Genomic DNA, 20,816 nt, shown 5'->3' with positions numbered 1-20,816 from the left:
ATCTTCAATTATATCTAAATGAGTTTGTTTACAAGTTAAATAGAAGATATTTTGAAGAAAAACTATTCGATAGATTAGTAATTGCTGGCATTACAGGATTATGACAAAAAACGGACAATCAAAAAAATAATCAATCTAAGTAAAAAGAATTTGTCTTTTCAGAAAAAAAGATTTTCTTTGACACTATAATTACGTAAAACCTATAAACTGAATATAAATGAGCAAAGGACCTATCAGCCAATTTATTGAGAAAAATTATCTTCACTTCAATGCGGCTGCTTTAGTAGATGCTGCTAAAGGCTACGAGCAACACCTGTTAGAAAATGGTAAAATGATGATTACGTTGGCAGGAGCGATGAGTACTGCAGAACTTGGCAAATCATTGGCCGAAATGATTCGACAAGATAAAGTACATATCATTTCGTGTACCGGTGCCAATCTAGAAGAAGACATTATGAACTTAGTGGCTCATAATTCTTATAAAAGAATTCCAAATTATAGAGATTTAACACCTCAAGAAGAAAGAGATTTGTTAGACAGTCATTTTAATCGTGTCACGGATACTTGTATTCCCGAAGAAGAAGCGTTTAGAAGATTACAATCCCATTTGTTTGACATTTGGAACAATGCTGATTCAAAAGGAGAACGCTATTTTCCGCATGAATTCATGTATCAAATGATTAATTCAGGTGTTTTAAAACAATATTACGAAATTGATCCAAAAGATTCATGGATGGTTGCTGCGGCAGAAAAAAACTTGCCAATTGTGGTGCCAGGATGGGAAGACAGTACCATGGGAAATATTTTTGCTTCGTATTGTATAAAAGGTGAATTTAAACCAACAACCATGAAAAGTGGTATTGAATACATGATGTGGTTAGCCGATTGGTATCCAAAAAATTGTGGTGGAAAAGGAATTGGTTTCTTCCAAATCGGTGGTGGTATTGCAGGAGATTTTCCTATTTGTGTTGTGCCAATGCTAGATCAAGATTTAGAAATGGAAAATGTGCCTTTTTGGAGTTATTTCTGTCAAATTTCTGATTCTACAACAAGTTACGGTTCTTATTCAGGAGCTGTTCCGAACGAAAAAATTACGTGGGGAAAATTAGATGTAACCACACCCAAATTTATTATCGAATCTGATGCTACCATTGTAGCCCCTTTAATATTTGCTTACTTACTAGATTTATAAGATTTTATGAGAAGAATTATTGTTGACTATGCTAAATTAACGAATGATATTTTATCCATGTTGGTGGAGAAATTTCCTGATGGATATGAAGATTCGGATATTATTCGTTTCAGAAATGCACAAAATGAATTGATTGAAGCGGTAGAGGTTCGTACAGAAGATACCATTTATTTGGTAAAAGTCAGTAAAAAACTAGCAACACGTATCGAAAATTTTGAAGAAGATGAAGATATCGACATTGAAAATGAAACTATCGTTCCGGTAAAAGGGTTAGATTTAGACGATGATATTGAAGAAGTTGAAGTAGATGATGAAGACGAAGATGCCCCTTCTGACGACGACGTAGAAATTGATTTGTTAAAAGATGCTGGTGGTTCTGACGACGACGACGAGGATGACGAGGAGGATGACGATGAACCTTCCGATGAGGAGGATGACGAAGACGAGGATTAAAATTTAAAATGCTAACTAAAAATTCCAAATTCCAATTGTATCGATTGGAATTTGGAATTTTCTATTTTTGATATTGCAACTTCTTTTACCTTATCAAACAAACAATTACCCATTTTTCAGGTAATCCCTCAAAATAAAATAACGCTTTTCCATATTTATCTTTTACTTTTATCGATTGACCATCCACAAAGTACAAAGGGCTTCCGTATTTATTTTTTGTACGAATAGTTTGTCCGTCAAAATAATACAACGCTTCCCCATATTTATCTTTTATCCGAACCGTATTTCCGTCTAAATAATAAACCGCTTCGCCGTATTTGTTCTTTACTCTAATGGTTTGTCCGTCAATATAATAAAGCGATTGACCATATTTATCTTTAGCTTTCAAGCTTAATCCATCTTGATAAACTAGAGCAAGACCATACTTATCCTTTTGTTTGACAACTTGAGCATGAATTACAGTTGCAAAAAATAAGACCAATACCAGTAGCAACACGAATTTTTTATCTTTCATTTCAAGCTGTAGTTTTTGTATTAATAATTCCTGAAATCAGCATTAGTATTCCTCCAATAAAAAACTTGTATAAAACGAATAATGTTTAATTCATTTTCAATCACAAATTTAATAGGTTGCCGATTCAAGTTTTGTTTATTATTTCTTTTATGAAAGCCAGTAATTAATTTAACAAGGAAAGGCACCACAAATTTATTCCATAAAAAAAGGAGGAATAGGATGAAAAGTAGGCTTGCTATTTTTGATAGAAATTCCATGTTTTAAATTCAAGAATTAATTTACTAAATACCGTTCCTTAAACACTTCCAAATGATGGATTTGGTGACCGCTAATAATAAAACCGATGGCTCGCACAGAAACAGGTTTATCGGAAGCTGTTCCCATAAAAGTCAATTGTTCAGCTGTAAATGTGCGAAATAAATGAATCGTCGATTGGCGAACAATTTTGAATTCTTCCATCAAATCAGTTAGTTCTCTTTGATTAGCCATGGCGGCATCAACATAATTATTTTCTTCAAAACCTGGCAAAGGAGTTTGGTCTTTTCTTGCAATTCGCAAAGCCCGATAAGCAAAAATGCGTTCGCAATCTATTAGATGTTGAATAATGTCTTTAATAGTCCATTTTCCTGCTGCATAGCGATATCCTACCTTCTCCGAAGGAATTGATGGAACAAATTGAATCAACCGTTCAAGTGAACGTTCAAGCTCTTTAACGATAGTAGTATCCGTAGAAACTTGTTTTATATAATTCGCATAATAAGGGGCGTATTCTGATGTAGATAATTCTAAAACAATCATAGTTGAATTTTTTATTTTATTAAGCCGAATTTAAGCCGAATTCCTACTTGCATTAATATTTCCAAATAAGGAACGTGTTACCATTTTTTCATAAATAGCTATTTGTGCATCATTTGGATTTGTTTCTTTTTTTAACGCATTGATTTTCAACAAAGCATATTGTTGTATGGTCAATAACGGCAATACAATTTGTTCTCTAATTGCAATGGAAGCTTTTCCGTCTGGATGATTTTCCATCAACGTTGAAAAACCAGCTAATTTCAATACTAATCGATGTGTTTCGAGGTATTCTGAATAAATAATTGTCCAAAATTCGCCAAATTCAGCATCTTTTTCCATATAGGCGGTTAATGGAAAAAAGGATTTTGACAACGACATCATACTGTTTTCTATCAAGGTTCTAAAAAACAAAGAATTCTGAAACAATGCAGCAACTTCGTCCCACCGGTTGGTGTCTTCATACATTTTCAAGGCTGTACCAACGCCAAAAAACCCAGGAACATTTTGCTTTAACTGACTCCACGAACCTACAAACGGAATAGCACGCAAATCATTGAAATCAAGTTGTGCTGATTTACTTCGTTTGGAAGGGCGACTACCAATATTAGTTTTTGCATAATAATTTAAGGTGCTCATTTGTTCCAAATAGGGAATAAATTTGGGATGTTGCTTAAACGAAAGGTATTTTTCATAACTCTTTTTCGCTAATTCCGTAATAATTCTACTTTCGTCTTCCGTTAACCGATTTTCTTCTTTGCTAAACAACTGATTGGTTGCTCCTGCACTTAACATATTTTCTAAATTAAAACGGCAACTGTCCAAGGTACCAAAAGTGGAACTAATCGTTTGACCTTGAACTGTCACTTGAATTTGCTGATTTTCAATTGTTGGCCCAAGCGAAGCATAAAATTGATTTGTTTTTCCGCCACCACGAGCAGGTGGCCCGCCTCGTCCATCAAAAAAGATAACTTTTATATCGTATTTTCTAGAAATGGCTGTTAATTGTTCTTTTGCTTGAAAAATTCCCCAATTTGCCATTAAATAGCCGCCATCTTTGGTACCATCAGAAAAACCAAGCATGATAGTTTGAGTGCGACCCCGATTATTTAAATGGTTTTGATAAGCTGGATTGGTATATAATTTTTCCATAATTACATCGGCAGCTTGTAAATCTTCTACCGATTCAAATAGCGGCACTACATCAACCGTGGGATGCTCCCAATCGCACAATTGAATCATGGCGAAGGTTTCCATCACATGCAACGCACTTTCGTTGTTACTGATGATATAGCGGTTACAACCCATTTCACCATTTTCATGTTGAATGCTTTTCATTGCTTCAATAGAGCTCAATGTGGATTGAACAATTTCAGATTCAAAATCAGAGGCCTTAATGTTACCTTTTACAGTAGACAAAACAGCTAATTTTTCATTTTCGGTCAATTGGAAGTAATTTGACGGAAAAATTGCAGGACTATTATGGACAATTTCTTCAAAAACTTCGTGGTGAATGCGGCTGTTTTGTCGAATATCTAAAGTTGCAAAATGGAATCCAAACAGGTTCAATTTATTCAACAATAAATCAATCTCATCGACATAAAGCGATTGGTGTACTTCTATAATTCGTTGTTTGATATTTTCCAAAACCGTTTTAAATTCTGTTAAAGTCAAAAACAATTCCCCTTCCGAATAAAAAACGGAACGATATAATTTATTTTCTATCGCTGCAATTTCGGAATCGACTTGTGTAAAGGTGAGTTTGCGTTTTAACTTACGAATATCTTGGTAATAACATTTCAAAATAGCAGCACGCAAGCGATTCGCAACTTTTAATGTGATTTCTGTTGTTACAAATGGATTGCCATCCCGATCGCCTCCAGGCCAAAAACCGAGATTAAATAGCGAATTACTTATCGGATTACCTTGAAAAACATTTTTTTGAAGGTATTGAATCATCTCCGCAGCCGAATCATAAAAAACATTTTCCAAATACCAAATTAAGCTGACGGCTTCATCATAAGGCGTTGGCTTTTCTTTCTTAAAAAAAGGTGTTTTCCCTAATTGGGCCAACAATTCTTTGATTTGAACCAAGTTATTTACCCGAATTGCATGCGTTAAATCGGTTATAATTCCCAAAACCGAACCCGGATAAAACTGGGTTGGATGGGCAGTGAGCACCGTTCGCACTTTAAAATCTTCTAAAAAAGCACGTAATTCTTTGTTTTTAGAAGCTTGGTCTGCTTTTTCTTTCATTTCTCTAAGCGAACCCCTCCCTTCCAAGTTATTCACTACTGGAAAAGCAGCATCTTCAATTGCATCAAACAAGACGATTTGTCGTTCTACATATTGAATAAATCGAAACAGCAATTCTATTTTCTTTTCTTCATTGGGCTTGTCTACATATTTCGAGAAAAACAATTCTACAATTTCATCTGGACTTTGTTTATTTTGATATCCACTTTCGCAAAGTTCTGAAAAAAGAGGAAGTAAAACACCGGTGTTTTCTATCGCATCAAACGGAAGCGTTAAAAAAACACTATTATAAATTTGGTATTTCGAAAGGACATTTTGCTGAAAACGTTCAATTTTTGGAAGGGTATACATCGTACTGAATTTGCTTACTAAATTACAAAAAAACAATGACAACTAATTATTAAAAACAAAAAACCCTCTCGATTGGAGAGGGTTTGTATAACTTATTTTGAAATTACATTTCTTTAAAAATAGTATGCATCAAACGTTTTTTATCATTGATACTTTCTTCTAGCGAAATCATCGTTTCTGTACGATACACTCCTTCAATATCATCAATCATAAAAATAACATCTTTGGCGTGTTTGGTATCTTTTGCACGTATTTTACAAAAAATATTAAATTTTCCTGTTGTTACATGAGCCACTGTTACATATGGAATTTCGTTAATTCGTTCTAATACAAATTTGGTTTGTGACGTATTATTTAAAAACACACCTACATAGGCAATAAACGAATAACCTAACTTTTCATAATCTAACGTTAAAGAAGAACCCATAATGATTCCACTGTCTTCCATTTTTTTTACCCGAACGTGAACCGTTCCAGCAGAAATTAATAATTTTTTAGCGATATCTGTAAATGGAACTCGGGTATTTTCAATCAACATATCCAAGATTTGGTGATCAACTTCATCTAATAAACGAAACTTACTCATTTTTTTATAATTAATTTATGTTTAAAGTACAAATGAAATACATTTTATTCAATAAAAATTGAATTTATTAATTTTTTAGCAACCCATTAACAAATTTTCCTATATTTTCAACAACAAAATCTGCTTTTTTGCCAATTTTCAAAAAATCAGCTGCTTCACCTTCAATCAGCTGCTCTTTCAAATCGTATTCTTGATGACCAAAGTAATCACTTAGCTCGCCGATTGTTTCAATGTAAGCAGTAAATACTAATCCGTTGGGTGTAAATTCTTCTTTAAATTGTGCGGCAAAATTCGTTATTAAAAATGAATTATCATAATTAATTTTGACATTTCGATAAACAATATCATAAAAACAAGGATTATTTTGCGGAATTTTCAAATAATCGATTGTTTTGTTATTAACTATATCGTTTTCGTAAAGCAACTCAAAACTACGGAGCATACTCACAAAAATATATTTTCGAGTTTCTTCTCGCTGATAATCGTTTTGAAAATGACCCGCTTCAAACAAGACAGTTGAAACGCCTAGCTGCTGAAATGCATCACCCACACAATTACGATTAAAAGCATCATCAAAACGACCTACTTGATTAGGAATATGCTCTTGCAGTAATTTGTTTAAGCCATAAATCAAATTAATCGCCTTTTGTCGAACCGAATTAATCTCACAAGCTTCGTTATAAGAAGGAGCCAAAAAAGAAACCGTGGCAGGATGATTACCTTTTCCTGCAGCAAAAATAGTACGCTGGTCATGAAGATTAAAGCAAAAATCAGGTTTAAATTCTTTGAATATAGCAAAAAGCAACTGGCTCTCTGGTTGTGACAAATTCAAAAAATCACGGTTTAAATCAACTTGATTTGCATTTTCACGCGTATAATTTTCTGCTCCATCCGGATTTAACATTGGAATAAAAAAGAAGGTGAACTTCTTTTTCCATTCAAGAACTGTCGTTGCATCCGAATCTAAAAAATTAAAAAGGTCAAATAAGGCTTTTGTCGTAGTCGATTCATTGCCGTGCATTTGAGACCAAAGTAATAAATTAAAATTTCCAGTTCCGACTTTCAAACCATAAATAGGTTTGCCAAGGACAGAATTTCCTAAAATGGAAACTGTGTTCTTATGCTCATGTTTCTTTAAAATTGGTTCAATTTGATTCAAAGTTAGGTGTCGACCTTGAAGTTGTTTTTCGTGATGATTCTCAAAAATAGAAAGATGATTCATTTCGGTTTAATTTTACTTTTACAAAAGTAAACATCTTTAAAATAACATTTGTAAACGAGTAAAAGATGTTATTAATTTACGTTTGTAAACACCACTTTGTGAAGTAATTCGATTGTAAATTGACAAATGTTATTCAATGCCCAAAATTATAATTTATTTATTAATTACCAATTAGTTAAATATCTTTATATAAAGTAAATTATAAGTTGTTTTGTATAAAATATGAACAAATTACAATTGTAACTATTGTTGCTTCACGCAAAATGATTACATTTGTAACAAATAAATTAGCAGCTCAAAAATGACGATGTTAAACACCCAGGCAATCTCAAAAAAACTAGAAATCTTATTCGATTACTACCAACTAAACGCTTCTGCTTTTGCTGATAAAATTGGCGTACAGCGTTCTAGTTTGTCACACCTTTTATCAGGCCGCAACAAACCTAGTTTAGAATTTATCATGAAAATTGTAGAGGCATTTCCAGAGGTGGATTTATATTGGCTCGTAACCAATAAAGGAAGCTTTCCTAAATCGGACGCTCCTGCTCCAACCCAGCTGCCTCAAGAAACAACTACGCAAAAGCCAGTAGAGCCAATGAACACGGTAGCTGCTGAAACAAAGTCTAGTCAAAACAGTAGCACTGTTTCAGCAGACCTTTCGATTGAAAAAGTGATGATTTTCTATAAAAACGGCACGGTAAAAAGCTACCAATACAAAGAATAAAGGCTAAGCAACCTCAAAACTGTTCTCTGGAACTTTACCTTTAACATTCTTAAAATAGGCTTGCAAAAGCGGCAAATCGTGCTCAAGATTGCCAGAAGGATAGAACGGCTTATCCAAGCGAACCGTTTTCAATCCCCAATCAAACGCAACCGGAACAATAGGAACTTTTGCTTGAAGTGATATATAATAAAAACCTGTTTTCCATTCAGTTACTTTTTTTCTAGTTCCTTCTGGAGAGATGGCTAAGCGAAAAGTTTTTCGTTGTTCAAATAATTTTGCGATGGCTTCTACACGATTCAATCCGCCTGTTCGATCAAGTGCCGCACCACCCATCCATTTGAAGTAAAACCCAAAAGGAAATCGGAATAATTCTTTTTTAGCCACAAAATTCATCTCCAATCGAAGAATAGCTCGTGTAAATATCCCCAAATAAAAATCATGCCAACTAGTATGTGGCACAACAATCATTACACATTTTTGGATAGATTGGTCGATTGTTCCTTCAATTTTCCATCCCATAAGATTGAAAAAAACAAACTGATATAACCTTTTTTTCATGGTAAAATATTTTATTAAAAATACGAAAATTCGTTTATTTTTACTAAAAATTATTTCATGCTCAAAAAACTATTAAGCTACCTATACCCTATTAACCTTTACAAAACCACTTCGGAAATTAGCAAAACACTGGAAGTCACGTTAGTAAATGGCGAATTAGTTTTAGACAGTCAACATACCAATTACTCTTACGGAAGCTTACAACGCGTGTTGCGTAAAGGCCTCGGTTTTATTGGTTTTGACACCATAAAATCTATGAATCACATTTTAGTTCTTGGTGTTGCAGGAGGAAGTGTGATTAAAACCCTTGTGGATGAAATTGGTTTTAGTGGAAAAATAACGGGTATCGAATTGGACGAAAAAGTAATCGAAGTGGCTCAAAATCATTTTGGATTAGATAAAATTAAAAACTTTAACCTTATTCATCATGAAGCTTTTGAGTTTGTTTTAAAAACAAAATATCATTACGACCTAATAATCGTTGATGTTTTTCAAGATTTAGTCATGCCTAGCTTTTTATTTGAAACTTTTTTTCAATATCGAATGAGTGAAATTTTAAATCAAAACGGCTATATCTTGTTCAATACTATGATTTTAAAAGAAACAGACAACGTTAGAAACAAACACTATGCTCGCTTTTTTGAGTCAGAAGGCTTACAAGTCAATCGCTTGCCTCGCGTGGAAGAACACAACGAATTGATTATCATTCATAAAAAAGAAATAAAACCGTAAATTGGTACGTTTCTTGCAACTTAACTCATACCTCAAAAAAAATTGTATTTTTGACTTTTAATATATATGAAACGATTCTATTTTAGCCTATTACTTTTATTTGGTATGCTTCTATTTTTTGGATTTAACACCACCGATTCCAGTAAAAATACAGAAAAAGCGGGTAAAAAAATGCAAGAATTTGTAATTCAAATTTCGAATTTTGCTCGGAAACAAAATGCAGATTTCATTGTGATTCCCCAAAACGGTTCTGAATTGGCATTTGAAAATGTTAACCCAAACAATTCGTTGCACCTTCCTTTTTTAAAAGCGATTGACGGCATAGCTATTGAGGAATTGTTTTATAACGAAAAAGGGCAAACTGACGAATACCGAATTTCAAACTTAAAAAAACTGTCTGCCACGAAAAAAATAATCGTTTCAGAGTTTGTAAAAGATTCCACTCAACTTGAAAAAATAAATCACCAAAATTTAGACGCTGGTTTTGTTCCTTTTATTAGAACTGCCGATAATTATCATTATCATTTGCTTCCGTCCATTGTAAATGATGAAAATGACCGCCCTATTACAAAACTTGCAGATGTTAAAAATTTTCTCTACTTAATCAATGCGGATGATTTTGACACCAAAAAGGAATTTATCCAAGCCATTGGTCAAACGAACTACGATATGGTACTGATTGATTTGTATTATTACAGTTTTCCGTTTACGAAAGCCGAATTAGAATTGCTCAAGAAAAAGAAAAACGGTGGAACACGATTAGTGATTTGCTATATGAACGTTGGAGCAGCCGAAAATTGGAGAGGTTATTGGCAACCGGGTTGGAAATTAGGCAATCCGAAATGGCTCAAGAAAAACTATAAAGGGTTTGATAATGAAATTTATACCGAATTTTGGAATAGCGATTGGCAAAAAATAATCGTAGGAAATCCTGATTCTTATACCCAAAAAATAATCAATGCCGGATTTGATGGCGTATTTTTAGATAATGTGGAAGCGTATTATGCTTTATACAATGATTAAAGCATTTTTCGAGCTTTTTCTAAATCTTCGGGTGTATCAATGCCAATACTCACATGATTGGTCTCAACCATTTTGATTTTTTTTCCGAATTCCAAATAGCGAAGTTGCTCTAACTTCTCGGAGGCTTCTAATGATTTCATGGGTAATGTATAAAAATCGAGTAACGCTTGTTTTCGAAAAGCATAAATTCCGATATGCTGAAAATAGCGAACCCCTACATTTTTTTCTCTTGGATAGGGAATCACCGAACGCGAAAAATACAAGGCTAATCCGTTTTGGTCGACCACTACTTTCACATTATTTGGGTTTTCAATCGCTTCCAAATCAGTAATTTCACGCATTAACGAAGCTAAATCGATGGTTTGCTGACTATCCTTTTTAAAAACTTCAATGACTTTAGCCAACGACTTTTTATCAATAAAAGGTTCGTCGCCTTGCACATTCACAACAATATCGACATCTAAATCTGCTACTGCTTCTGCAATTCTATCACTTCCACTTTCGTGTTCCTTAGTGCTTTTGATTGCTTTTCCGCCCACGGAACTAATTTCATCGAAAATCAAATCGGAATCCGTTACCACAAAAACTTCATCAAATAATTGGGTGTTTACAGCGGCTTCATAGGTGCGAACAATGACCGTTTTTCCGCCTAAATCTTGCATTAATTTGGCGGGAAATCGTGTAGAGGCATATCGAGCAGGAATAACAGCAATTATTTTCATGAGTAAAATGGGTAATTAAGAATTATATCTTTTCAAAATTATTCAAAATTTTCGTCTTTAAATCCAATTAAGTATAATTTTTCTTTGGCACGCGTCACTGCCGTATACAACCATCGAATATAATCACGGTCGATGCCGTTGGGTAAATACGGTTGTTCTACAAAAACAGTATTCCATTGGCCTCCTTGCGACTTATGACAAGTAATAGCATAGGAAAACTTAACTTGCAACGCATTAAAATGTTCATTTTCTTTCACTTTTTGTACGCGTTTATAGGCGGGCCTCACCTCTTCAAAATCTTTCAACACTTCTTGATACAACCGATTGCTTTCTTCTGACGATAAGGATGGCGACTCACTTGAAATCGTATCCAGTAAGACAATGGTTTCAAAAGGTTGTTGGTTGGGATAATCGACCATTCTCACTTTAACATGTGCAAAATGAAACCCATATAATTCTTGTCTTTTATAAATAGACAAAACTTCTACAATATCGCCATTGGCAATAAATCCAGCTTCATCGGTTTCTTTCAACCAAAAATAATTATTCTTCACAACCATTAAATAGTCACCGGCAGAGAGGTCGCTTTCGCGGAATAGAATCGCATTTCGAATTTGTTGATTATATTGGTTTGCTCTTTTATTGGTACGTACAATAAAAGCGGTTTCTTCCATTCCTTGTTGGCTATAGGCTGTATTAATGGCGTCTTGAATATCATAACCATCGGTTAACCGAACAATGTCTTTAAAACTTTTAACAGAAAACTGAATGGTGTCGATAAAATGTTCCTTTAAAATTTCACGGAGCAGCGTTGCATTATATAAAATACCAGAATTTTCTTCCTGCCGCATGACTTCGTCTAATTCAATATGCGAAACTTCTTTGTTATAATAGGTAAGCAAAGTTTCAATATTTAAGGCCGGACTTACTTCCATGTGAATAGGCGGCAACTGAGCGGTATCGCCTAATAAAATCATTTTACAATTTTCGCCACTGTAAACATAACTCATCAAATCATCTAAGAGCGAATTACTCTCCGTGGAATGAATGGCAGTATTTACATCTGAAATCATGGAACTTTCATCCACAATAAAAAGCGTATTTTTATGTTTATTGAGTTGTTTAGTAAACAAAATGCCGCCTGAACTATTTTTTTTAGGAAAATATATTTTTTTATGAATGGTAAAGGCAGGTTTTCCAGAATAATTTGCAATAACTTTGGCTGCTCGTCCGGTTGGTGCCAAAAGCACATATTTTTTATTAGCGGATATTAAATTGCCAACCAAGGTAGAAATTAACGTTGTTTTACCAGTTCCAGCATAGCCTTTTAATACAAAAAGTTCATTTTTAGAATCATTTGTGACAAAATCAGCAATTTTTTGAAAAAAAATAGACTGTTTTAACGTTGGATTAAAAGGAAAAGACTTGAGTAAAATACTGTAAAACAGAGCTGAATCCATGTTGAAATTTATAAAGGAGAATAAAAATTCAAATATACTGATGAATTTTCGGGGAAATGCTTTTGAGAAATAAAAAAAATTGTAGATTTGCCTTAAACTGAAATTAAATAAAAATTAAAATGATTATACTATTAATTATTATCGCTGTTATTCTAATAGTTGTATTTTTTCTTACAAAATTGATTAACAAATCAACTAATAAAACATTAAAACCTGTTTTATCTATTGTTTTATGGATAATTACCTTAGTTTTTGGTTATTTAATTTATCAATCTATTCAAGCTCCTATTGAATTTGATAAATTGAAAGAAAAAAGATTTCAAATTGCGGTGAACAAAATGCTAGATATTAAATCGGCAGAATTAGCTTATAAAAGCGTTAAAGGAAAATATACTGATAACCTAGATTCTTTAATCTATTTTATTGAAAATGAAAATTTTGTAATTCTAGAAAGAAAAGACACTTCTGTTATTGATGTGGAAAAAAACCAAGCCTATCGATTGACGGTTGATGAAAAAGGAACTGGTGGTTATTTTAAAGATGTTGTGGTTACTAAAGAATTAGGAAGAGTTAGTATTAAAGATTCTTTATTTAAAGGTTCTGACCGATACAGAAACTTAACTACAGTAAAAATAGGTGACATTGAAGCTAAAATTGATTTGAAAGCTGGAACTATTGAAAGAGATAATATGAAAATATCTGTATTTGAAGCAAAATTAGAGAAAGCAAAACTATTATCAGACCAAGATGCTTCTCTAGTAGAGAAAGAGAAAAAAGTAGTTTCTGTAGAAGGTATTAATGGAGAATTCATTTTATTAGGTTCAATGGAAGAAGTAAGTACGTCAGGAAACTGGCCTAAAAAATATGGAAATAACGAATAGTAACATCATACAGAAAAGTTATAAAAAGTTGTCCATTCAGGTTTCTCTGAATGGGCTTTCTTTTTGTTGCCGAGATACTTTATCGGGACAACTTATTGCTTTTGACACAATCGATTTTTCTGTTTTTCCCAAAAACTTTACCCTTGAAAATAGTTTATGGAAAGCCTTGTTGGATTTTCCTGACTTGACAAAATCGTATGACGAAATTATCCTTTTGCATGAAAATAGCTTAAATGCTTTAGTGCCTAAACCGCTTTTTGATGAGGAATACAAAGGCAGTTATTTGCAATACAACACCAAAGTTTTTGAAACCGATTTTTTTGCTGTTGACGAAGTGGATAAATACGAAATGATGAATGTTTATGTGCCTTACGTTCACATTAACAATTACCTTTTAGATCAGTTTGGCTCGTTTGAATACAAACATTACAGCAGTTACTTAATTTCTAAATTGTTAGATTTATCTAAAAATGATGAAGCTCAAAATATGTTTGTGCACGTAGCCGATACTCATTTTGAAATTAGTGTGATTCAAAATCAAAAACTAATCCTCTTCAACTCGTTTGATTACCAAACCAGCGAAGACTTTTTATATTATTTATTATTTACCGCCGAACAATTGCATTTAAATCCGGAATCGATGAAACTATTCTTTTTGGGTAAATGTGAAGAAAGTGATGAATTATTTAAAAAAGCGTACCAATATATTCGAAACACCTCTCTTTTGGACGTAAGCGACTTACAAAAAACAAATTCTTATTCTGCTCGAGAAAACCGAACTAATTTTATCCTTTTTAACACGTGAGAATCATTTCTGGTCAATTTAAAGGAAGAAGAATATCGCCTCCTAAAAAACTTCCCGTTCGGCCTACAACCGACATGAGTAAAGAAGCGTTGTTCAACATCTTAAACAATCATTTTAATTTTACAGAACTTCGTATTCTCGATTTATTTGCCGGAACTGGCAATATTAGTTATGAATTTGCTTCCCGCGGTAGCCAACCAATTATCTCGGTTGATGCCGATTATGGTTGTGTTTCGTTTATCAAAAAAACGGCTGCTGAATTTGAATTTAATCTCACCGCTATCAAAAGTGATGTATTTGCCTTTTTAGAGAAAAACAAAAGTGAATACGATATTATTTTTGCCGATCCTCCTTACGGAATGAGTCAAGCAGATTTTGAAAAAATAGTCCATTTAGTTTTTGACAATAAGCTCCTATCCGAAGAAGGAATGCTCATCGTAGAACATTCTAAACATACTAAATTAAATCACTTAGAACAATTATCTTTTCAGAAAAATTACGGTGGTTCTACTTTTTCATTTTTTGAATTAGAGTCAAATAATACTGATACAGACGAAGATGGCGGTTCTGAAGAAGAATAAACGAAGTATTCTAAAATTTGACCTTGTTTCAGATTTATAAAGATGTGATGGCCAATTTTTGGATTTCCACACGATACTACTCGTATTAAAAAAAATGCAGACCTATAAGCCGGATTCTGTATTCCGATAAATCGGAACCCTTATCATTTATCTTGCTCAATAGTTACCTATTGAATCTAGCTGCCTACCCTTCAACCTCGGACGAGTAGCCCTTATCCTTTCGGAAAGTTGATATACATGGCATTTCACCGCATAGAGTTTACCTGGTTTCACTACAGCCGAACTGTACATACTTTCTGTTGCACTGGTCCTCATTTTTCTTTCAAAAAACGGACGGGCGTTACCCGTTATGCTACTCTTTGGTGTCCGGACTTTCCTCCCCGATAAATCGAGACGATAAGGTGGTCTGCGGTGCAAAGATACCAATTTCAACCCTTACAATTTTCGGAAACAAATAATCTTTGTAAATTTGTTTGCAAAAGAATCAAATGAACATCAAACTCATTGCCATTGGCAAAACCGACGATAAAAATCTTCAAGCGTTGATTGAAGAATATCAAAAGCGATTATCCTTTTATATTAAATTTGAAATAGAACTCATCCCCGACCTCAAAAACGCAAAAAATCTTTCAGAAATTCAGCAAAAAGAAAAAGAAGGTGAATTAATTTTAAGCAAACTTTCCCCTACCGATTATTTAATTTTATTGGACGAAAACGGTAAATCATTTTTCAGTGTTGAGTTTGCCAACGAATTACAAAAGAAAATGAATGCGGGAATTAAAACGCTCGTTTATGTCATTGGTGGCCCTTATGGTTTTCCGGAAGTCCTTTATCAAAAAGCTCAACAAAAAATTTCACTTTCTAAGATGACGTTTTCGCATCAAATGGTTCGGTTATTTTTTATTGAACAAGTTTACCGTGGTTTTACCATTTTACGAAATGAGCCGTATCATCATCAATAAATTACTTAGCACAATCGCAATCAGGTAATTTTTTAAGATTGTATATAAAATGCGTGGTAGAAATACTAATTTGCTCACTTTCTAACGCTTTCAGTTCGATTACTTTGGAAAGGTATTGATCAAAAGTCAATCGCTCATCAAAATTTAAATACAATAAAATTCGTTGATTCGGACTTGAAAATTCGGTATATTCTTTTAGGAAAGTTGACAAATCATTCATGTCGACTTCATTGCCATCTACCGAAACTTTATTGTTTAGTTTAAAATTGACAGCAAAAGTTTGAAAATTAGCATGATAAGCTGGATTATCTTTTACATAAATTGTTGAAAAATAGTTATCAAAAGTATAATTAATTTCTCTAAAGGACATAAAAGCCAAGGTTTTCTGCACACTATCCATATACGAATAATAGTCGGAAGCCTCTTTATTTTCATGCATTTGCGGTCCTCGTCTTTTTTCTTGCAATTTGATAATTTCTGGAATCACCATTTTTAAAGGCAGCCGTTTGTCGATATTAAAAACCCAATTGGTTGTGCCAATCGTATTTTTCCGATTTACCTCTGCCAAGGTATCCTTCCCTTTAATTTCAAAAAAAATATACACCGGCGTATGGTTGATCATCGTAGAATCAATAGTTCGAACTGCTTGAACCAATTCTACCTTTTTTTGACATCCAATCAAAAACAATGTAATTCCTAAAAAAAATATTTTTTTCATCTTATAAATTCATTAACGAAAACAAGTGTACACATTCTACCGCTTCTTTCACATCATGCACGCGTAAAATTTTCGCTCCTTTGGTTAACGCCATCATATGCAGTGCCGTTGTCCCATTCAAAGCTTTATCTGGCGTGGTTTGTAGTGGTTTATAAATCATTGATTTTCTAGAAATGCCAACTAAAACAGGAACATCTAAGCTCGAAAACAAGTCGAGTTTTTGCAAGATTTCATAATTCTGTTCTACGTTTTTTGCAAAACCAAATCCGGGGTCAACAATTAAATCATTAATCCCAGAACGTCTAGCTGTAGCGATTTTTTCAGAAAAATAAAAGAGCACATCTTTCACCACATCTTCATAATCAGTCAATTTCATCATTGTTTGTGGTGTTCCTCTAAGGTGCATCATGATAAAAGGCACTTGAAAAGCAGCAACCGTTTCCATCATTTTTTCATCTAAGCTTCCCGCAGAAATATCATTAATCATCGCTGCTCCGGCTTCAAGGGCTTGTTTTGCCACTTCACTCCGAAATGTATCGATTGAAAGCAAGGCTTTTGGAAATTCCTTCACAATACTTTTTAACGTCGGTATCAATCGCTCTAATTCTTCTTGTGTTGAAACAAATTCGGCATTTGGTTTACTAGAATAAGCTCCTACATCAATAAAATCGGCACCGTCCAACAGTAATTGTTCTACTTGTTTCAAAACAGCAGTATCGTTTGCATACTTTCCACCATCAAAAAAAGAATTAGGCGTAAGATTTAAAATCCCCATTACTTTGGGAAAAGCTAAATCAATCAATTTACCTTGGCAATTTATTAACATCTCGTTTGAAAAAAGGCGTGAAAAAGTAGCATTTACTTCTGTTGAAAATTGTATTTTTGAAAATCTTTACAAATATATAGTAATAATGAATAGTACTTCACAACAATATGATAAAGTCGTAGCTTCCTGCCGAGCATTGTATTGCAATAAAATGAAAGATTACGGAAGTGCGTGGCGAATTTTGCGTTTGCCCTCACTAACCGACCAACTATTTATCAAAGCACAACGTATTCGAAGTTTGCAACAAAATGACGTCCGCAAAGTAAACGAAGATGAAACAAGTGAGTTTATTGGTATTATCAATTATTCAGTCATGGCCTTAATTCAATTGGAAAAAGGGGTTGTCGAGCAACCCGACTTGAATTTAGAAGAAGCAACCCATCTATATGATGAAAAAATTGCCGAGACCAAATTGCTTATGGAAAACAAAAACCATGATTATGGCGAAGCATGGCGAGAAATGCGAGTGAGTTCGCTCACCGATTTGATTTTACAAAAATTGCTTCGCGTCAAACAAATTGAAAACAACAAAGGAAAAACCTTAGTATCAGAAGGAATAGACGCCAATTACCAAGACATGATAAATTATGCTATTTTTGCTTTGATTCACTTGGGCTTTCACCAAAAATAATAGATTATTAAAACTTTACTATGATGAAATTACTTACTCATTTAGCTCGATTTTTTGTTGGCACTTTATTTATCATTTCCGGATTAATCAAATTAAATGATCCCGTTGGCTTTTCGTTCAAATTAGAAGAATATTTTTCAGAAGGGGTCTTAAATTTCCCTTCGTTACTGCCTTATGCCCTATTTATTGCAGTAGTAGTCGTTATTTTTGAAGTGGTTTTAGGCATCATGTTGCTCATTGGATTTAAAACGAAATTCACGGTGTGGAGTCTTTTTTTAATGATTGTGTTTTTCACTTTTCTCACGTTTTATTCGGCTTACTTCAACAAAGTAACCGATTGCGGCTGTTTTGGTGACGCTATTAAACTAACGCCATGGGAATCGTTTACAAAAGATGTGATTCTCTTTATATTGATTTTGTTTTTATTGCTTAATCAAAAATACATTCAACCGCTTTTTGGCAAATTAGGACAAAACGGGATTTTATTTGCCTCTTATACTGCTTGTTTATTTTTGGCTTATTATGTGCTCATGCATTTGCCGATTATCGATTTTAGAGCCTATGCCGTTGGAACAAATATTCAAAAAGGAATGGAAATTCCAGCCGATGCGGTAATGTCTGAATATGAAATGATTTTTATTTACAAAGTCAATGGTGTGGATACTGAGTTTTCTCAAGCCGATGTCATGGCAAACAAAGTTCCTGAAACGGCCGAATTTGTCGACCGAAAAGACAAACTCATCAAACAAGGTTATGTGCCACCTATTCATGATTTCACAATCGAATTAGATGGAAATGACTATACCGAAGCAATGCTAAACGAACCTAAATTAGTCCTGTTAATTTCCTATAATTTGGATAAAGCAGAAAGCAAAGGATTAGCTTTGTTAGAAGACTTTCATCAACAAGCCTTGAAAAAAGGATACAAAGTGATTGGAATGACGGCTTCTGATGAAGAAACAATTCAGGCTGTAAAAGACCAACATAAAATCACATTTGATTATTATTTTTGCGATGCTACGACTTTAAAAACCATTGAAAGAGCTAATCCAAGTATTGTGATTTTAAATCAAGGAACGATTGTAGACAAAAAACATTTTAACGACATTGACGAAGTCAGTTTGAAATAACTAGGATTCGTTTTTTAAAAAGATAAAAATTGATTCGCTATTTATTTTATAAAATTGGTTATGCTTTGCTCACCTTATTCGGAGTAATCACGGTAATTTTTGTCTTGTTTACAATTCTTCCTGGTGATCCTGCTCGAATGATGTTGGATCAAAATGAAAATTCAGAGCAATTGGCTTTAGTCAAAAAAAAATATGGTTTTGACAAACCCGTTACGACGCAATATTTATATTATTTAAACGATTTATCGCCACTTTCTTTTCATAGCCAAGACCCAACTGATTATACTTTTCTGGCACCAGAAAAATACAATTCATGGTCATTACTGAGTTTAGCCTCCACAACGATGGTGCTTAAAACACCTTATTTAAGAGAAAGCTTTCAAAAAAGCGGCAAAAAAGTAACCGAAGTAATTGGAAACACACTTCCCAACACCTTTGTTTTAGCATTTTTTGCTATTATAATTGCCATTGGAATTGGCGTTTTTCTAGGCATTATTTCTGCTTTATACAAAGATACACTGGTTGATCGATTGATTGCTTTAATCAGTACTTTAGGCATGAGTGTCCCCTCCTTTTTTAGTGCTATTTTATTTGCTTGGCTTTTCGGATTTGTTTTACATCGCTACACCGGTTTAAATATGACTGGGAGTTTATATGAAGTAGATGATTTTGGAGAAGGAAGTTACATTCAATGGAAAAATATTATTCTACCAGCAATTGTACTAGGGATCAGACCGTTGGGCGTGGTTATTCAATTGATGCGAAATTCGTTATTAGAAACATTTAGTCAAGATTATATCCGAACGGCAAAAGCGAAAGGATTAAATCAATTTCAAATTATTAAAAATCATGCCTTAAAAAACTCATTAAATCCTGTCGTAACAGCCATTTCGGGTTGGTTTGCTTCCATGTTAGCTGGAGCGGTTTTTGTTGAATATATCTTTGGATGGAACGGTTTGGGAAAAGAAATTGTGGATGCCTTAAACACCTTAGATTTACCAATCATAATGGGTTCAGTAATTGTCATTGCCACTACTTTTGTGGTCATCAATATTTTGGTAGATATGATTTATGCTTATTTAGATCCTAAAATTCGATTGGGATAAAACAAGACGTTCAAATATAATTAGGATTATTTTACAACTTCATTCCACAAGATATTGTAAATTTGTTTTTCTATTAAAAATGAAAAAATGAAAAAAATACTTTTAAGTTTATGCCTCGCTTTAGGTTTTATGGGATGTACCACTGCTCAAAAAACGGAATTTACCAAAGAAGCCTTAGCAGAAAGCATGCTTGGCGTAGATGGAAACACCTATAACTTTAGAGAAATCATCAAGAAATACCAAGGAAAAACGGTCGTAATTGACGTTTGGGCTTCTTGGTGCACGGACTGTGTGAAAGCAACACCCAAAGTAATCGAATTACAAAAACAATTTCCAGAAACGGTTTTTTTATTTTTGTCTTATGATAAAACTCCTGAAAGTTGGGAAAAAGGAATCGCCAAATTTGGAATAGAAGGCGAACATTATTTAATTTTATCAAAATGGAAAGGCGGAGCCTTTAGTGAATCTATTGATTTAGATTGGATTCCACGTTATTTGGTTTTAGATAAAAACGGAAAAATTGCTTTATATAAAACTATTGAAGCCGATGATGAAAATTTGATTACAGATCGGAAGAGCGTCGTGTAG

General features: G+C 33.6%; 23 protein-coding genes, 1 other RNA gene and 1 pseudogene. 14 read left to right on the top strand and 11 right to left on the bottom strand.

The window, feature by feature from the left end:
* The 3 genes and pseudogenes from PHR76_RS09510 to PHR76_RS09500 all read left to right on the top strand — a co-directional run.
* Window positions 1-104 (top strand): annotated as a pseudogene (locus tag PHR76_RS09510) (IS1595 family transposase); the annotation flags it as partial.
* 113 nt (window positions 105-217) lie between these two features.
* Window positions 218-1,192 (top strand): deoxyhypusine synthase family protein, encoded by a 975-nt coding sequence (locus PHR76_RS09505; RefSeq protein ID WP_300061534.1) that lies wholly within the window; start codon window positions 218-220, stop codon window positions 1,190-1,192.
* Window positions 1,193-1,198: 6 nt separating this feature from the next.
* Window positions 1,199-1,645 (top strand): DNA primase, encoded by a 447-nt coding sequence (locus tag PHR76_RS09500; RefSeq protein WP_300061531.1) that lies wholly within the window; start codon window positions 1,199-1,201, stop codon window positions 1,643-1,645.
* Window positions 1,646-1,730: 85 nt separating this feature from the next.
* Here the strand turns inward: PHR76_RS09500 and PHR76_RS09495 are convergent, their stop codons facing one another.
* The 5 genes from PHR76_RS09495 to PHR76_RS09475 all read right to left on the bottom strand — a co-directional run bounded on the left by PHR76_RS09495 (window position 1,731) and on the right by PHR76_RS09475 (window position 7,369).
* A complete protein-coding gene (locus PHR76_RS09495) occupies window positions 1,731-2,159 on the bottom strand; it encodes a hypothetical protein (RefSeq protein WP_300061528.1) in 429 nt (142 codons plus the stop codon).
* A 273-nt stretch (window positions 2,160-2,432) separates the two neighbouring features.
* Window positions 2,433-2,957 (bottom strand): DinB family protein, encoded by a 525-nt coding sequence (locus PHR76_RS09490; protein WP_300061525.1) that lies wholly within the window; start codon window positions 2,955-2,957, stop codon window positions 2,433-2,435.
* A gap of 30 nt (window positions 2,958-2,987) precedes the next feature.
* Window positions 2,988-5,561 carry a phosphoenolpyruvate carboxylase gene (locus PHR76_RS09485; RefSeq protein ID WP_300061523.1) on the bottom strand — a complete coding sequence of 858 codons (2,574 nt, stop codon included), beginning with the start codon at window positions 5,559-5,561 and terminating at the stop codon, window positions 2,988-2,990.
* Window positions 5,562-5,664: 103 nt separating this feature from the next.
* A complete protein-coding gene (locus tag PHR76_RS09480; RefSeq protein WP_300061520.1) occupies window positions 5,665-6,147 on the bottom strand; it encodes a winged helix-turn-helix transcriptional regulator in 483 nt (160 codons plus the stop codon).
* 67 nt (window positions 6,148-6,214) lie between these two features.
* Complete coding sequence (locus PHR76_RS09475; protein WP_300061517.1) at window positions 6,215-7,369, bottom strand: M14 metallopeptidase family protein; 1,155 nt, start codon at window positions 7,367-7,369, stop codon at window positions 6,215-6,217.
* Between the two features lie 301 nt (window positions 7,370-7,670).
* On the opposite strand from PHR76_RS09475, the gene PHR76_RS09470 reads away from it, so the two are divergent.
* A complete protein-coding gene (locus tag PHR76_RS09470) occupies window positions 7,671-8,093 on the top strand; it encodes a helix-turn-helix transcriptional regulator (protein ID WP_366143588.1) in 423 nt (140 codons plus the stop codon).
* 3 nt (window positions 8,094-8,096) lie between these two features.
* On the opposite strand, the gene PHR76_RS09465 is transcribed toward PHR76_RS09470, so the two are convergent.
* A complete protein-coding gene (locus PHR76_RS09465; RefSeq protein ID WP_300061514.1) occupies window positions 8,097-8,651 on the bottom strand; it encodes a 1-acyl-sn-glycerol-3-phosphate acyltransferase in 555 nt (184 codons plus the stop codon).
* Window positions 8,652-8,708: 57 nt separating this feature from the next.
* Here PHR76_RS09465 and PHR76_RS09460 point away from each other — a divergent pair, with 57 nt between their 5' ends.
* Window positions 8,709-9,383 (top strand): fused MFS/spermidine synthase, encoded by a 675-nt coding sequence (locus tag PHR76_RS09460; protein ID WP_300061511.1) that lies wholly within the window; start codon window positions 8,709-8,711, stop codon window positions 9,381-9,383.
* Between the two features lie 66 nt (window positions 9,384-9,449).
* Entirely contained in the window at window positions 9,450-10,406 is a 957-nt protein-coding gene (locus PHR76_RS09455) for an endo alpha-1,4 polygalactosaminidase (RefSeq protein WP_300061508.1), read from the top strand.
* Here PHR76_RS09455 and kdsB read toward each other — a convergent pair.
* Together kdsB and PHR76_RS09445 are read right to left on the bottom strand one after the other, a co-directional pair.
* Window positions 10,403-11,128, bottom strand: coding sequence for a 3-deoxy-manno-octulosonate cytidylyltransferase (kdsB, locus tag PHR76_RS09450; RefSeq protein ID WP_300061506.1), 726 nt, complete (start codon window positions 11,126-11,128; stop codon window positions 10,403-10,405). The genes PHR76_RS09455 and kdsB overlap by 4 nt on opposite strands.
* 38 nt (window positions 11,129-11,166) lie before the next feature.
* Entirely contained in the window at window positions 11,167-12,588 is a 1,422-nt protein-coding gene (locus tag PHR76_RS09445; protein ID WP_300061503.1) for an AAA family ATPase, read from the bottom strand.
* 119 nt (window positions 12,589-12,707) lie between these two features.
* Here PHR76_RS09445 and PHR76_RS09440 point away from each other — a divergent pair, with 119 nt between their 5' ends.
* Genes PHR76_RS09440 through rsmD form a run of 3 tightly spaced genes read left to right on the top strand, consistent with a single transcriptional unit; the run spans window position 12,708 to window position 14,855 of the window.
* The gene (locus tag PHR76_RS09440) at window positions 12,708-13,469 is read left to right on the top strand and encodes a hypothetical protein (RefSeq protein WP_300061500.1); all 762 of its coding nucleotides are present in this window, start codon (window positions 12,708-12,710) and stop codon (window positions 13,467-13,469) included.
* Window positions 13,453-14,274, top strand: coding sequence for a DUF3822 family protein (locus PHR76_RS09435; protein WP_300061498.1), 822 nt, complete (start codon window positions 13,453-13,455; stop codon window positions 14,272-14,274). Before PHR76_RS09440 ends, PHR76_RS09435 begins: the two co-directional genes overlap by 17 nt.
* Window positions 14,271-14,855: a 16S rRNA (guanine(966)-N(2))-methyltransferase RsmD gene (gene rsmD, locus PHR76_RS09430; RefSeq protein WP_300061495.1), complete on the top strand. Its 585-nt coding sequence runs from the start codon at window positions 14,271-14,273 to the stop codon at window positions 14,853-14,855. Before PHR76_RS09435 ends, rsmD begins: the two co-directional genes overlap by 4 nt.
* Before the next feature lie 89 nt (window positions 14,856-14,944).
* Here the strand turns inward: rsmD and rnpB are convergent.
* An RNA gene (gene rnpB, locus PHR76_RS09425) (RNase P RNA component class A) lies at window positions 14,945-15,268 on the bottom strand.
* A gap of 75 nt (window positions 15,269-15,343) precedes the next feature.
* On the opposite strand from rnpB, the gene rlmH reads away from it, so the two are divergent.
* The gene (gene rlmH / locus PHR76_RS09420; protein WP_300061492.1) at window positions 15,344-15,817 is read left to right on the top strand and encodes a 23S rRNA (pseudouridine(1915)-N(3))-methyltransferase RlmH; all 474 of its coding nucleotides are present in this window, start codon (window positions 15,344-15,346) and stop codon (window positions 15,815-15,817) included.
* A gap of 1 nt (window position 15,818) precedes the next feature.
* Here the strand turns inward: rlmH and PHR76_RS09415 are convergent, their stop codons facing one another.
* Complete coding sequence (locus PHR76_RS09415; protein WP_300061489.1) at window positions 15,819-16,535, bottom strand: hypothetical protein; 717 nt, start codon at window positions 16,533-16,535, stop codon at window positions 15,819-15,821.
* 1 nt (window position 16,536) lies between these two features.
* The gene (gene folP / locus PHR76_RS09410; RefSeq protein WP_300061485.1) at window positions 16,537-17,361 is read right to left on the bottom strand and encodes a dihydropteroate synthase; all 825 of its coding nucleotides are present in this window, start codon (window positions 17,359-17,361) and stop codon (window positions 16,537-16,539) included.
* Window positions 17,362-17,446: 85 nt separating this feature from the next.
* Here folP and PHR76_RS09405 point away from each other — a divergent pair, with 85 nt between their 5' ends.
* The 4 genes from PHR76_RS09405 to PHR76_RS09390 all read left to right on the top strand — a co-directional run bounded on the left by PHR76_RS09405 (window position 17,447) and on the right by PHR76_RS09390 (window position 20,816).
* Window positions 17,447-17,992 carry a DUF1599 domain-containing protein gene (locus PHR76_RS09405; RefSeq protein ID WP_300061482.1) on the top strand — a complete coding sequence of 182 codons (546 nt, stop codon included), beginning with the start codon at window positions 17,447-17,449 and terminating at the stop codon, window positions 17,990-17,992.
* A gap of 23 nt (window positions 17,993-18,015) precedes the next feature.
* The gene (locus PHR76_RS09400) at window positions 18,016-19,122 is read left to right on the top strand and encodes a BT_3928 family protein (protein WP_300061479.1); all 1,107 of its coding nucleotides are present in this window, start codon (window positions 18,016-18,018) and stop codon (window positions 19,120-19,122) included.
* Between the two features lie 29 nt (window positions 19,123-19,151).
* A complete protein-coding gene (locus PHR76_RS09395; protein WP_300061476.1) occupies window positions 19,152-20,228 on the top strand; it encodes an ABC transporter permease in 1,077 nt (358 codons plus the stop codon).
* Between the two features lie 87 nt (window positions 20,229-20,315).
* Complete coding sequence (locus tag PHR76_RS09390) at window positions 20,316-20,816, top strand: TlpA disulfide reductase family protein (RefSeq protein WP_300061473.1); 501 nt, start codon at window positions 20,316-20,318, stop codon at window positions 20,814-20,816.

The sequence above is a fragment of the Flavobacterium sp. genome, assembly GCF_028689845.1.
Lineage (GTDB): Bacteria > Bacteroidota > Bacteroidia > Flavobacteriales > Flavobacteriaceae > Flavobacterium.
Note: the sequence above shows the minus strand (reverse complement) of the source record. Positions and strands in the feature narration are given on the sequence as shown.

Bases quoted from the DNA above. Each gene is read 5' to 3' on its own strand.
- PHR76_RS09505 (WP_300061534.1), top strand. From the start codon at position 218: ATGAGCAAAGGACCTATCAGCCAATTTATTGAGAAAAATTATCTTCAC.
- PHR76_RS09500 (WP_300061531.1), top strand. From the start codon at position 1,199: ATGAGAAGAATTATTGTTGACTATGCTAAATTAACGAATGATATTTTA.
- PHR76_RS09495 (WP_300061528.1), bottom strand. From the start codon at position 2,159: ATGAAAGATAAAAAATTCGTGTTGCTACTGGTATTGGTCTTATTTTTT.
- PHR76_RS09490 (WP_300061525.1), bottom strand. From the start codon at position 2,957: ATGATTGTTTTAGAATTATCTACATCAGAATACGCCCCTTATTATGCG.
- PHR76_RS09485 (WP_300061523.1), bottom strand. From the start codon at position 5,561: ATGTATACCCTTCCAAAAATTGAACGTTTTCAGCAAAATGTCCTTTCG.
- PHR76_RS09480 (WP_300061520.1), bottom strand. From the start codon at position 6,147: ATGAGTAAGTTTCGTTTATTAGATGAAGTTGATCACCAAATCTTGGAT.
- PHR76_RS09475 (WP_300061517.1), bottom strand. From the start codon at position 7,369: ATGAATCATCTTTCTATTTTTGAGAATCATCACGAAAAACAACTTCAA.
- PHR76_RS09470 (WP_366143588.1), top strand. From the start codon at position 7,671: ATGACGATGTTAAACACCCAGGCAATCTCAAAAAAACTAGAAATCTTA.
- PHR76_RS09465 (WP_300061514.1), bottom strand. From the start codon at position 8,651: ATGAAAAAAAGGTTATATCAGTTTGTTTTTTTCAATCTTATGGGATGG.
- PHR76_RS09460 (WP_300061511.1), top strand. From the start codon at position 8,709: ATGCTCAAAAAACTATTAAGCTACCTATACCCTATTAACCTTTACAAA.
- PHR76_RS09455 (WP_300061508.1), top strand. From the start codon at position 9,450: ATGAAACGATTCTATTTTAGCCTATTACTTTTATTTGGTATGCTTCTA.
- kdsB (WP_300061506.1), bottom strand. From the start codon at position 11,128: ATGAAAATAATTGCTGTTATTCCTGCTCGATATGCCTCTACACGATTT.
- PHR76_RS09445 (WP_300061503.1), bottom strand. From the start codon at position 12,588: ATGGATTCAGCTCTGTTTTACAGTATTTTACTCAAGTCTTTTCCTTTT.
- PHR76_RS09440 (WP_300061500.1), top strand. From the start codon at position 12,708: ATGATTATACTATTAATTATTATCGCTGTTATTCTAATAGTTGTATTT.
- PHR76_RS09435 (WP_300061498.1), top strand. From the start codon at position 13,453: ATGGAAATAACGAATAGTAACATCATACAGAAAAGTTATAAAAAGTTG.
- rlmH (WP_300061492.1), top strand. From the start codon at position 15,344: ATGAACATCAAACTCATTGCCATTGGCAAAACCGACGATAAAAATCTT.
- PHR76_RS09415 (WP_300061489.1), bottom strand. From the start codon at position 16,535: ATGAAAAAAATATTTTTTTTAGGAATTACATTGTTTTTGATTGGATGT.
- folP (WP_300061485.1), bottom strand. From the start codon at position 17,361: ATGTTAATAAATTGCCAAGGTAAATTGATTGATTTAGCTTTTCCCAAA.
- PHR76_RS09405 (WP_300061482.1), top strand. From the start codon at position 17,447: ATGAATAGTACTTCACAACAATATGATAAAGTCGTAGCTTCCTGCCGA.
- PHR76_RS09400 (WP_300061479.1), top strand. From the start codon at position 18,016: ATGAAATTACTTACTCATTTAGCTCGATTTTTTGTTGGCACTTTATTT.
- PHR76_RS09390 (WP_300061473.1), top strand. From the start codon at position 20,316: ATGAAAAAAATACTTTTAAGTTTATGCCTCGCTTTAGGTTTTATGGGA.